Genomic DNA, 12,640 nt, shown 5'->3' with positions numbered 1-12,640 from the left:
CGCGCCCGAGTATATTATGACACCGCATCCCGCACCCGAAACCGGACCCATCCTCGGCCGCCTGTCGCTCGAGGCCATTCCGCTGCATGAACCGATCCTGATCTTCACCTTTATCGCGGTGGCGATCGGCGGGATCGCGATGCTGGCCCTGCTGACCAAATACCGCCTGTGGGGCTATCTCTGGAAAGAGTGGTTCACCACGGTCGATCACAAGAGGATCGGGATCATGTACATGATCCTGGGACTGGTCATGTTCCTGCGCGGGTTTGCCGATGCAATCATGATGCGCATCCAGCAGGCCATGGCGTTTCATGGTTCGGAAGGGTACCTGAACGCCCATCACTACGACCAGATCTTTACCGCGCACGGCGTGATCATGATCTTTTTCGTGGCGATGCCGTTCATTACCGGGCTGATGAACTACATCGTGCCGCTACAGATCGGCGCGCGCGACGTATCGTTCCCGTTCCTGAACAATTTCAGCTTCTGGATGACCACGGCTGGCGCCGTTCTGGTCATGGTATCGCTGTTCATCGGGGAATTCGCGCAGACCGGCTGGCTGGCCTATCCGCCGCTGTCCGGGATCGCCTACAGCCCCAATGTCGGCGTGGATTACTATATCTGGGCACTACAGATAGCCGGGGTCGGGACAACCTTGTCAGGCATCAACCTGATCGTCACGATCCTGAAACTGCGCGCGCCCGGCATGAACCTGATGAAGATGCCCGTCTTCACCTGGACCTCGCTCTGCGCCAATATCCTGATCGTCGCCTCGTTCCCGGTGCTGACGGCGGTTCTCGCCCTGCTCAGCCTTGACCGCTACGTCGACACGAACTTCTTCACGAACGATTTCGGCGGCAGCCCGATGATGTACGTGAACCTGATCTGGATCTGGGGCCACCCCGAAGTCTACATCCTGATCCTGCCGCTGTTCGGCGTGTTCTCCGAAGTAACCTCGACCTTCTCGGGCAAGCGCCTGTTCGGCTATACCTCGATGGTTTACGCCACGATCTGTATCACGATCCTCAGCTATCTCGTGTGGCTGCACCACTTCTTCACGATGGGATCGGGGGCCAGCGTCAACAGCTTCTTCGGCATTACCACGATGGTGATCTCGATCCCGACAGGGGCCAAGCTCTTCAACTGGCTGTTCACGATGTACCGTGGCCGTATCCGCTTCGATCTGCCGATGATGTGGACGGTCGCCTTCATGCTGACTTTCGTGATCGGCGGGATGACCGGCGTGCTGCTGGCCGTGCCGCCCGCAGACTTCGTGCTGCACAACTCGCTGTTCCTGATCGCGCACTTCCATAACGTGATCATCGGCGGCGTGCTGTTCGGCCTGTTTGCCGCGATCAACTACTGGTGGCCCAAGGCCTTCGGCTTCAAGCTCGACGTGTTCTGGGGCAAGATCAGCTTTTGGTGCTGGGTCGTCGGCTTCTGGCTTGCCTTCATGCCGCTTTACATCCTTGGCCTCATGGGTGTGACACGCCGCATGCGGGTGTTCGACGATCCGTCGTTGCAGATCTGGTTCGTGATTGCCGGCATCGGTGCGGCGGTTATCGCGGTGGGCATCCTTGCCATGCTGATCCAGTTCGCGGTCAGCATCTGGAAGCGCGACGAACTGCGCGATGAAACCGGCGATCCGTGGGGCGGCCGTACGCTGGAGTGGGCGACCAGTTCGCCCCCGCCAGACTACAACTTCGCCTTCACACCGGTGATCCATGATCTCGATGCGTGGCAGGACATGAAGCAGCGTGGTGCCGCGCGGCCACTGTCGGGCTTCCGCGACATCCACATGCCCAGCAATACCGGCGCCGGAATTATTCTGGCCGGGATCAGCCTGGTCTGCGGCTTTGCGTTGGTCTGGCACATCTGGTGGCTTGCCGGGCTGAGCTTCATCGCCCTGATCGGCGGCGCGATCACGCATACGTTCAATTACAAGCGCGACTTCCACATTCCCGCGGCAACCGTGGCGGAAACCGAAGATGCGCGAACCCGCCAGCTGGCCGCCGGAGCCTGATGACATGAGCACTGCCCCTCTTTCCCCCTCCGGCGAACAGGCCGCGTTCTACGATCTGGACGAACACGCCCACCCCGAAGGCCACAGCACGATGCTGGGTTTCTGGATCTACCTGATGAGCGACTGTCTCATCTTCGCGATCCTGTTTGCCTGTTTCGGCGTGCTGGGCGGCAACTTCGCCGCAGGTCCCGGCCCCAAGGACCTGTTCGACCTGAACCTGATCGCGCTGAACACCGCGATGCTGCTGTTCTCGTCGATCACATACGGTTTCGCCATGCTGGCCATGCAGCAGGGCAAACTGCGCCAGACGCAGACCTGGCTGGTGGTGACCGGGCTGTTCGGCCTCGCGTTCCTCGGGATTGAACTTTACGAGTTCCATCACCTGATCCACATCGGCGCCACCCCGCAACGCAGCGCGTTCCTTTCGGCGTTCTTCACGCTGGTCGGCACGCACGGCCTGCACGTGACATTCGGCCTTGTCTGGATGGCCACGCTGCTGGTGCAACTGAACCGCCACGGATTGATTCAGGCCAACAGGCGCCGCGTCGCCTGCCTCAGCCTGTTCTGGCACTTCCTCGACGTCATCTGGATCGGCGTCTTCACATTTGTCTATCTTCTGGGAATGCTGTGATGAGCCAGACCCCCCACCACACCGACGCCCCTGCCCACACTGGTGCCCACACCCACGCGGGCGATCATCATCACGATGACGGGATTCCCCATGCATCGATGCGGGATTACGCCACCGGGTTCATCCTGTCGGTGATCCTCACGGCCATACCGTTCTGGCTGGTCATGACCGGGACGCTGAGCCCCGGCCTGACCGCTGCGGTGATTGTCGCCTTCGCCATCGTCCAGGTGATCGTACACATGGTCTACTTCCTCCACATGAGCCCGAAGGCCGAAGGGGGATGGACGCTGACGACGCTGGTCTTCACGTTGATTGTCGTCGTCATCATGCTGGCCGGTTCGCTGTGGGTCATGCACCACCTGCACACCAATATGATGCCCGTCCATGATGTGAGCCAATTGCCATGACATCGGCGCGCCACCCCCGATCCCCGCGTCGTCGCGCGGTGATCGCAGGGGTGGCGATACTCGTTGCCGCCGGGCTGGTTGCGCTGGGCCTGTGGCAGCTCGAACGGCGCGAAGAGAAACACGCACTGATCGCCGCTGTGGCGGAACGGGCCTACAATCCGCCGGTTGCCGCACCGGGGCCGGAAAGCTGGCCCGCAATCTCCGCTGAAAAAGACAGCTATCGCCGGGTCACCGTAACCGGACATTTCCAGCATGATCGCGAGACACGGGTTCAGGCGGTCACCGCCCTGGGTGGCGGCTACTGGGTGCTTACCCCGCTGGTAACCCCCACATTTACCGTACTGGTCAACCGGGGCTTCGTGCCTGCGGACAAGCGTGATCCCGCCACCCGGACCGAGGGCAACGGCACGAACGCGACCACAGTGACCGGCCTTTTGCGCATATCGGAACCGGGCGGCGGATTCCTGCGCAGCAACGATGCGGCGGCAGATCGCTGGTATTCGCGCGATGTCACCGCCATTGCCCGCGCCCGCGCCCTGCCCCGGGCGGCCCCCTATTTCATCGATGCCGATGCCACCGCCAACCCCGGCGGCTTTCCGGTGGGCGGGCTGACCGTGCTGCATTTTCCCGATAACCACATGGTCTATGCTCTCACCTGGTTTGCGCTGGCATTGCTCGTTGGATGGGGCGCATGGTACGTTCTGCGCGTTCCCGCAACCGACGGGTCCGCAGCCGACAGGTAAGCCCCGCGCCAATGCCCGAAACCGATTTTTCGCCCGTTGCCGTGCCGGAAACCGATGCCGGACGCCGCAATATGCGGCTGCTCATCCAGTTGCGCTGGCTGGCCGTGGGCGGACAGCTGGCGACAATTGAGCTGGTGCACAACTTCATGGGGATCAAGCTTCCGCTGTTTCCCATGCTGACGGCCGTGGCGTTTCTGGCGGTCATCAATATCGCCTGTCTCCCCCTGCTTCGCCGAAAAAGCGCCGTCACCAACAGCGAACTGACGATCGCCCTGTTGATCGATGTCGCGGTACTGGCCTGGCAGCTGCAATTTTCGGGCGGCCTGGCCAACCCTTTCGCCTCGCTGTTCCTGCTGCATATCGTGCTGGGGTCCATTCTTCTCAAACCCTTCACATCATGGGGCATAGTCGCCGCATCGCTGTTGGCGCTGGGTCTGCTCACAATCAATCCCGTGCCGCTGGCCCTGCCGCAGCGTTATCTGGCAGATCCGATGGGTCTTTACCTCAAGGGCAGCCTCGTGTGCTTCCTGCTGATCGCGGTCCTGCTGGTCGCCTTCGTCACCCGGATCAGCCGTAACCTGCGCGATCGCGATGCCGCCCTCGCCGCGATCCGGCAACGCGCCGCCGAAGAAGATCATATCGTGCGCATGGGCCTGCTCGCCTCGGGCGCCGCGCACGAACTGGGCACGCCGCTCTCCTCACTATCCGTTCTGATCGGCGACTGGCGACGGCTGCCCCAGATCAGCAAGGATCAGGAACTGCAGGACGATCTGGCCGACATGGATGCGGCGGTGAAGCGCTGCAAGACGATTGTCAGCGGCATTCTGAACTCCGCCGGGGAAGCGCGCGGCATCGCCCCGGAAGTGACCACCATGCGCACGTTTCTTCGGGGCATTGTCGCTGATTGCCGCACGGCATGGCGCACCACCACACTCGATTATGACGAACGCTTCATGGAGGATATGCCGATCGTGTCCGATCCGGCATTGCGGCAGGTTATAGGCAATGTGATCGACAATGCCGCCGAAGCATCCCCCGAATGGATCGGGGTCAGCGCCGCGCGCAAGGGCGATCGTCTGGCGCTGGAAGTGTCCGACCGGGGCCCCGGTTTCACACCCGAAATGCTGGAAGGTTTTGGCCAACCCTATCGTTCGACCAAGGGGCAGGCAGGTCGGGGTCTGGGGCTGTTTTTGCTGGTAAATGTGTTACGCAAAATGGGCGGGCAGGCCACAGCGGAAAACCGGCCCGAAGGCGGTGCGCGGGTACGCATACAGTTGCCCCTTGCGGCCCTCGCCTATGACGGAGCGCCGAGACGATGAATACCGCCAGCGAACAGCCGCCCGAACGCCAGCTTGTCATCGTGGAAGATGACGCGTCTTTTGCCCGCACGCTCACGCGGTCTTTCGAACGGCGCGGTTATGCGGTGATATCGGCCAGCAGCCACGAAGAATTGCTGGTTTTGCTCCAGCACAACCGGCCCCACTATGCCGTGGTCGATCTGAAACTGGGCGGCGCATCGGGCCTCGCCTGCGTGCAGGATCTGCGCGCCAGTGACGAGGCGATGAAAATCGTCGTCCTCACCGGCTTTGCCAGCATTGCCACCGCTGTCGAGGCGATCAAGCTGGGCGCATCGCATTACCTCGCGAAACCGTCGAATACCGACGATATCGAAGCGGCTTTTGACCTCTCTGACGGGAATGCCGATGCCCCGGTGGATGGCCGCCAATCCTCCATCAAGACGCTGGAATGGGAACATATCCATCAGACACTGGTGGAAACCGATTTCAACATCTCGGAAGCCGCGCGCAGGCTGGGCATGCATCGCCGGACGCTGGCCCGAAAGCTAGAGAAGCGCCAGTTGAAGTAGCAGAAAATTCGGCCGGCGGCGGCAGATCGGTTGCCCGTTTCGCCGCCACCTGCCCTGTTCGTGGGTCGATCAGCCGAACAGCTTCGTTGCCGTGTCTGCCGCCCGCCTGCCGAGATAGCGTGCACCTTCCAGTTCGGTCTCGCTGGGCTGACGGCTGCCATCCCCGTTGGCAATGGTCGTGGCCCCGTAAGGCGCACCGCCAACCACTTCGTCATTGCGCATCTGCCCCGCAAAACCATAGTCGAGACCGACCACGGTCATCCCGAAATGCAGCATATTGGTGATGATCGAGAACAGGGTCGTTTCCTGCCCGCCGTGCTGCGTTGCCGTGGACGTGAATGCCGCGCCAACTTTGCCGTTCAGTGCACCGCGCGCCCACAAACCGCCTGCCTGATCGAGGAACGCCGCCATTTGCGAGGAAATGCGGCCAAACCGCGTCCCGGTGCCGATAATGATGGCATCGTAGCTTTCCAGTTCCGCCACCGTGGCGATGGGCGCCTTCTGGTCGAGCTTGTAATGGCTGGCCCGGGCCACGTCTTCGGGCACCGTTTCCGCCACACGGCGGATATCGACCTGTGCCCCGGTGGAACGGGCGCCTTCCGCAATGGCTTCGGCCATCGTTTCGATATGGCCATAGCTCGAATAATAGAGAACCAGAACCTTGCTCATCGCGATTTCCTTTCCTGGTATGCGGTTCGCCGCAAATCTTGTGTGGAATATAACCATGCAAAAATGCATTGAAATAGAAGATATTGACTATCTCCTATGCGTTATCGCATAGTCAGTCGATGCAATGGGACGATCTGCAGACCTTTCTCGCCATTGCCCGGCGCGGCACGCTTTCCGCCGCGGCGCGCGAACTGGGCGTCACGCAACCAACCATGGGCCGCCGCTTGCAAGCGATGGAACGGCGCATGGGCGCGCGTCTGCTGCAACGCCTGCCCGGCCGCTATGCGCTGACCGCGCTGGGCGAAAGCGTGCTGGCCAATGCCGAACGGATCGATGCTGAGGCTCTGGCCGCCGAACGCGCGATTGTCGGCCGCGATATCGCGCTGGAAGGTGTCGTCCGCCTGACGACGGTCGACACCATCGCCGATCGCGTTGTCGCCCCCGCGCTTGCCCGGTTGCAGCAGGTCCACCCCGGCATCGTAATCGAACTGGTTCCCGATATGCGTTCACTCAGCCTGTCGAAACGCGAAGCCGACCTTGCCCTGCGCATGACCCGCTTTGAAGGGCATGATATCTTCGCACGGAAAGCGGGGTCGTTTTCGCTGGGCATCTATGCCGCGGAATCGTGGAGAGACCGCCAGCACGGCGCCGATGCAAGGCTGGTCACCGTGCTTGAAGATCAAGAACATCTGCCCGAAGCCCTGTGGCTGCGCGATCTCTATCCCGAGGCTTCGGTCGGTTTTCGATCCAACAGCCGCGAAGTCATGTTGTCCGCCGCATCAAGCGGCGCGGGTATTGCCGCCCTGCCCCGATTTCGCGCCGATGCCGAACCCGGCCTGATCAGGCTGAATACCACCACACCCGATCTCGTGCGCGATATCTGGCTGGGCGTTCACGCCGACATGCGCCACATGCCGCGGATCAGGGTGGTGATGGATGCCTTGCTGAACCAGTGCAACGCCATGGCCAGCGCGATGCAGCCGGCCTAGGGCCTTAGCCGATCCACGAATGCGCAGAATGCATCGCGCCTGCGAATGAGCGTCGCCTGATCGCGTCCGGCACCGCGGCGGCGGCAATCGCGTCCGAATAGAGATACCCCTGCCCCATGGCGCAGCGCATACCCAGCAATCGGGCTTCCTGTTCGGCGGTTTCGATGCCTTCCGCAATGACGCCCAGCCCGAGACTGTGTCCCAGATTGATCACAGCGGCGCAAATGGTCGCGGAATCATTGTGCGAACCGATCTGCCGAATGAACGATCGATCGATCTTGATCTGATCGACCGGGAAATGGTTGAGGTGAGACAACGACGCGTACCCGGTGCCAAAATCATCCAGCGATATCCGGATGCCACGTCGGCTCAGTTCCTGCAGCGCGTTTTCCACGTAGCTGGCGCCGCGCCCCATGATGACACTTTCCGTCACTTCGACATGGATGCAGGACGGCGGAATTTGCTTCCGTTCAAGCTGATCCAGCAGGCTCTGCACGAAATGGCCGGTGCGGAAATCGGAAGCCGCCGCGTTAATCGCGACATGGCCGAAAGGCAGCCCGCTGGTATGCCACTGGCGCACATCTTCGAGCACACGTTCCAGCATGCATTCACTCAGTTGCGTGCCGACCGCAGGGTCTTCGAACGCCGCCAGCATGCGATCGGGCGTATGCATCTGGCCATCCCCATCGCGCCACCGCAACAGCGCCTCGAACCCGATGATCTGTTCGTTGTGCAACGACACGATGGGTTGATAATGGGGAACGATCGCGTCGCCCTGCAGCGCGCGCCGCGCGGTCGCCAGCATTTTCTGGTGACCTTCCACTTCATCCATCATCGCCGGCTCGAAAATCTTGAGCCGTGCCCGGCCCGCAGCCTTTGCCGCGTAAAGCGCGATATCGGCGGACTTGAGAATCTCGGATCGCGTCTTGCCGTCGCGCGGAATAACACTGGCCCCGATACTGGCTCCGCATTCGAGCAGGCGTCCATCGTATTCGATCGGTTTACGCAACTGGGTGAATATCCGCGCCGCAGCCTCATGAATGCTGGCTTCGCATTCCGCCGCAAGCAGAAACGCGAATTCATCTCCCCCGGTGCGGGCGACCATATCATCTTCGGAAACCGCCGCGCGCAAACGGTCGGCGAAGGTACACAGCACCCTGTCCCCCGCATCGTGGCCCAGCGTATCGTTGATCAGTTTAAAATTGTCGACATCGAGGATCAGGAGCGCAACCATCCGGTTATCGTCCGCCGTCTCCAGCACGGCATCCAGCCTGTCCTGCAACAGATCCCGGTTGGGCAAACCCGTCAGCGCATCATGCCGCGCCATCCAGAGCGCCTTTTCTTCCGATGCCTTCTGATCCGTTATATCGCGGGCAACCACGATTATCCGGTTCGAACCATCGGGTATGCGGTTGATCACCACGTCCAGCCAGCGCCGCTGCCCCTGCGTGTCGACATAATAGGTTATGAGTTTGTCTGCGCGCCCCGCCTTGCAGTTTTCCATCACTTTCATCGCGGAATTGCGATCTTCCGGCGGCAGGAGATTCAGCCACTGCTCCCCCCGCCGATCCCCATATTCCGTAGTCACGTTGTAGGGGCGGTTGAAGAAGAGGATGCACAACTGCTCGTCCAGAATAAAGGTATAGTCCGGGCTGAACCGCAGCATCGTGTCGTTCAGCGATTCACTCCGTTCCAGATCGCTCAGCGCGACGGCTCGGGACACCAGCAATTTGTGCAGCGAAAACGAGGCCGACAGGATCGTCGCCATGAAGATTGGCAATTGCAGGCCGATCATCACAATGATCGGTTCCGGGCTCAACAATCCCGCGATGGCGCAGGGCACAAGCGCAAGCACGACCATCGTTGCCGCCAGCCGCGGGGTGCCGAAATTGCGCAGGCACATGCCGCTGACCATCGCTGCGACCGAAAGGCAAACGATAATCGAAAGCGTCCAGTCCCCGCTGCCAAGCGACAGAAAGGCCCCGTATCCCAACGACACCGCCCAACAGCAGGACAGAATGGCCGACAACAGAACCGGGGGCTTTCCATCCCGTTTTATTTCGCGCCGCCCGTACACCAGCGTGCCGATACGGAAAATGCCAAGCAGGATTTCGAACCCCAACCAGACCAGAAACGCCGCCGATGGATGACGCCAGGCGGCAACGGCAGCAACCGCAATAGTGTTAAGAATGCCACCCAAAAACAGGGGAAAGGCGCCAAACAGACCGCCGGTCAACTGCATCGAAAGCGATGCGGGCACAGCAACGCGGGTGCCCAATAACCATCTCGACAATCGATCTTGTTTGGCACCGAACCTAAACATGCACAGCTTCGCCCCTTACCCGAACCGCTTACCAAAAATTGGTTAACAACGGATGGAGAGATCTGCTTACAATCAGCCACTTCTCTCCAGATCGCGCAACCAGATGGCGCTTATGCACAAGAACAGAGCGTTCGCCCAACAAACACTTTACCGACCGATGCGGCCTCCCTACCCATTCAAGGCAAAATCTGCGCCGCGTGACAGGTGATCGCGGCTTCAGCAATGATATGACCCGGAGAGGCCCGAAAATGTATCCTGTTATCCAGTTTCTGATCGATGGCAAATGGCGCGATGGCAACGGCGATGCCGAACCGGTCATCAACCCCGCAACCGGCGCTTCCGTCGGCGACTGCCCTTTCGCAAACCAGCAGGTTCTGGATGATGCGCTGGCTTCCGCGCAGGCGGCGTTCAAAACGTGGAAGAAGACCCCTCCGGTCGAACGCGCGCGCATCTTGCGCAAGACCGCCGAACTGGTGCGCGAACGCACCGATCACATCGCTACCCTGATGACGCTGGAACAGGGCAAACCCGTTGCCGAAGCGCGCGTTGAACTGGGTTATGCGGCGGATATCGTCGAATGGTACGGGGAAGAATGCAAGCGGTCCTATGGCCGGATCGTCCCCAGCCGTGTCCCCGGTGTCCGCCAACTGGTCATGCATGAACCAGTCGGCGTGGTGGCAGGGTTTTCCCCCTGGAATTTCCCTGCCGTGACCCCCATCCGCAAAATGGCGGGCGCGATCGCGGCGGGCTGTTCGATCATTATCAAGCCGTCGGAAGAAACCCCGGCCACCTGTTTCGAACTGACGCGCTGTTTTGTGGATGCCGGGCTGCCTGCCGGTGTCCTCAATCTCGTGTTCGGCCAGCCCGCTTTCGTTTCGGAATACCTGATGCGTTCCGAAGCGGTGCGGAAAATTTCCTTCACCGGTTCGGTCCCGGTCGGCAAACTGCTGATGAAACAGGCCGCCGAAACGCTCAAGCGCACCACGATGGAACTGGGCGGGCATTCGCCCGTCGTGGTGTTTGACGATGTCGATATCGATCAGGTCGCCCAGACGCTGGTGGCAGGAAAATTCCGCAATGCTGGGCAAGTCTGCGTGGCGCCGACACGGTTCTACATCCAGCAGGACGCCTATGACCGGTTCGTGGCGCGCTTCACCGAATTGACCGCAGCCATCAAGGTCGGCCCCGGTCTCGAACCCGACAGCCAGATGGGCCCGCTTGCCAGCGCCCGCCGGGTCGATGCGATGGAACAATTCGTGCAGGACGCGCGCGACGCGGGCGGCAAGATCATGACGGGCGGTGCGAAGCACGGCAACCAGGGCTTCTTCTTCCAGCCGACCGTGATTACCGATCTGCCGGATACCTGCCGCCTGATGACAGAAGAACCGTTTGGTCCGATTGCCCCGATCGTACCGTTCAAACATTTCGATGAAGTGGTGGAACGCGCAAATTCGCTGCCGCTTGGCCTTGCATCCTATGCCTTTACCCGTTCGGCACAAACCAGCCAGGCGATTGCCGATGCTATCGAAGCCGGCATGGTCGGCGTCAATTCGCTGGCTATTTCCACACCCGAAACGCCGTTCGGCGGCATCAAGCATAGCGGCCATGGCCATGAAGGCGGCATCGAAGGACTGGACGCCTACACCAACCTCAAATTCGTCGCCTCGGCCTAGCCGGGCTTTCATGCGGTCATAGTTTCCACAGACCGCCACAAAAGCCCTGCGCCTGCTTGCCTCGGCATTCGGCGTGTGAGTTTCTAGAGCCAACGGCACGGGAACACGCACGCCGGTATCGAGGAGACGAAGGATGGATGTCAGGCTTTCCGACACATGGCGTCAGTTCTGCATGCAACTTGCGGAAGCGGGATCGGTGCTCGATCTGCCGAACGCCCCCGGAACCGCAATCGATCAGGCCGAAGGGCTACGCTATCTTTCCCGCCTGACCCGCGCGGCGTTTGAATCCATTATCGAAGGCGGTAATCCCGATTTCCCGCGCTTTTACCGCCTGACCACCGACACGCTGAAAATCGGCGGCGACAATCCCGACAATCTCTATATGAACGCGACTATTCGCGGCGATCGCGACTATGTCATCACCGGCACGCGCGGTTCAGTTTCCTATCTCAGCTTCGGCACCAAGGCCAACCGCTTCGCAATCGATGGCAAAATGGCCTCCACCGGCGAACTGGAAGATGCCGCGATGGATATCGCCGACGATGGCCGCTTCACGATCACGCTCAGCGCGACCCCGCAGGAAGGCAACTGGCTACCGATGCAATCCGACAGCACGATGCTGCTTGTCCGCCAGACCTTTCTCGATCGCGCAGACGAAACCCCTGCGGACCTGCAGATCACCTGTCTGAACCGCCCCGAACGCCCGGCCCCTGCCGATCCCGATGCAATGGCAGCCGCGCTCACCGCCTCGGCGGGCTTCGCCACCCACACGGCGAGAGCGTTCGCCGGGTGGAGCGAGATGTTCATGTCCCACCCCAACACCCTGTCGCCGTGGGATCAGACGATTTTCCAGAATGTCGGCGGAGACCCCAATATTCATTACCTGCACGGTTACTGGAAATTGGAACCGGGCGAGGCGTGGTTGATTGAAACCGAGGTGCCCGAATGCCGGTTCTGGAATTTCGTATTGCAGAACTGGTGGATGGAATCCGCCGATTATACATTTATCCCAAATGCTTATCTTACGAAGCGAACAGCCCGTTTTGACAGCGACGGGGTCTTGCGAATCGTCGTCGCCGAACGCGATCCCGGCGTGGGCAACTGGATCGACACCACCGGCCATCGATCCGGCACTGCCTTGCTGCGGTGGATCAGCGCCAACGACCATCCCATCCCCCGGTGCCGTGTCGTGCCACTGGACAGTCTCTGATCCTTTCCCTGTCATGATACAATTGAGCCGTGGGCAGGCGTGGCAGCGGTCTTGACCATCGCGCCCCATACCTCAATTGTCCTGCCCAACGGGATCGGATGTTCC

General features: G+C 60.9%; 11 protein-coding genes. 9 read left to right on the top strand and 2 right to left on the bottom strand.

The window, feature by feature from the left end:
* Positions 1–16: 16 nt before the first annotated feature.
* The 6 genes from cyoB to EGO55_RS16055 are packed head-to-tail and all read left to right on the top strand — an operon-like array spanning position 17 to position 5,671.
* Complete coding sequence (gene cyoB / locus EGO55_RS16080; protein ID WP_021688352.1) at positions 17–2,023, top strand: cytochrome o ubiquinol oxidase subunit I; 2,007 nt, start codon at positions 17–19, stop codon at positions 2,021–2,023.
* Positions 2,024–2,027: 4 nt separating this feature from the next.
* Positions 2,028–2,654, top strand: coding sequence for a cytochrome o ubiquinol oxidase subunit III (gene cyoC, locus EGO55_RS16075; protein WP_021688353.1), 627 nt, complete (start codon positions 2,028–2,030; stop codon positions 2,652–2,654).
* A complete protein-coding gene (gene cyoD / locus EGO55_RS16070) occupies positions 2,654–3,061 on the top strand; it encodes a cytochrome o ubiquinol oxidase subunit IV (RefSeq protein ID WP_021688354.1) in 408 nt (135 codons plus the stop codon). Before cyoC ends, cyoD begins: the two co-directional genes overlap by 1 nt.
* The gene (locus EGO55_RS16065) at positions 3,058–3,804 is read left to right on the top strand and encodes an SURF1 family protein (protein WP_021688355.1); all 747 of its coding nucleotides are present in this window, start codon (positions 3,058–3,060) and stop codon (positions 3,802–3,804) included. Before cyoD ends, EGO55_RS16065 begins: the two co-directional genes overlap by 4 nt.
* 11 nt (positions 3,805–3,815) lie before the next feature.
* Positions 3,816–5,123: an ATP-binding protein gene (locus tag EGO55_RS16060; protein WP_021688356.1), complete on the top strand. Its 1,308-nt coding sequence runs from the start codon at positions 3,816–3,818 to the stop codon at positions 5,121–5,123.
* Entirely contained in the window at positions 5,120–5,671 is a 552-nt protein-coding gene (locus tag EGO55_RS16055) for a response regulator transcription factor (protein ID WP_021688357.1), read from the top strand. Before EGO55_RS16060 ends, EGO55_RS16055 begins: the two co-directional genes overlap by 4 nt.
* 69 nt (positions 5,672–5,740) lie before the next feature.
* Here the strand turns inward: EGO55_RS16055 and wrbA are convergent, their stop codons facing one another.
* Complete coding sequence (gene wrbA / locus EGO55_RS16050; protein WP_021688358.1) at positions 5,741–6,340, bottom strand: NAD(P)H:quinone oxidoreductase; 600 nt, start codon at positions 6,338–6,340, stop codon at positions 5,741–5,743.
* Positions 6,341–6,423: 83 nt separating this feature from the next.
* Between wrbA and EGO55_RS16045 the strand changes: the two genes are divergently transcribed.
* A complete protein-coding gene (locus EGO55_RS16045; RefSeq protein WP_021688359.1) occupies positions 6,424–7,329 on the top strand; it encodes a LysR family transcriptional regulator in 906 nt (301 codons plus the stop codon).
* A 4-nt stretch (positions 7,330–7,333) separates the two neighbouring features.
* Here EGO55_RS16045 and EGO55_RS16040 read toward each other — a convergent pair whose 3' ends face one another.
* Positions 7,334–9,607 (bottom strand): putative bifunctional diguanylate cyclase/phosphodiesterase, encoded by a 2,274-nt coding sequence (locus EGO55_RS16040; protein WP_021688360.1) that lies wholly within the window; start codon positions 9,605–9,607, stop codon positions 7,334–7,336.
* 293 nt (positions 9,608–9,900) lie between these two features.
* Between EGO55_RS16040 and EGO55_RS16035 the strand changes: the two genes are divergently transcribed.
* On the top strand, positions 9,901–11,325 hold the full coding sequence (locus tag EGO55_RS16035; RefSeq protein ID WP_021688361.1) for an NAD-dependent succinate-semialdehyde dehydrogenase: 1,425 nt from the start codon (positions 9,901–9,903) through the stop codon (positions 11,323–11,325).
* 133 nt (positions 11,326–11,458) lie between these two features.
* On the top strand, positions 11,459–12,535 hold the full coding sequence (locus tag EGO55_RS16030) for a DUF1214 domain-containing protein (protein WP_021688362.1): 1,077 nt from the start codon (positions 11,459–11,461) through the stop codon (positions 12,533–12,535).
* Positions 12,536–12,640: the final 105 nt, after the last annotated feature.

It is taken from the genome of Caenibius tardaugens NBRC 16725 (assembly GCF_003860345.1).
Classification (GTDB): Bacteria; Pseudomonadota; Alphaproteobacteria; order Sphingomonadales; family Sphingomonadaceae; genus Caenibius; species Caenibius tardaugens.
This window is presented reverse-complemented; position numbering and strand designations above follow the sequence as displayed.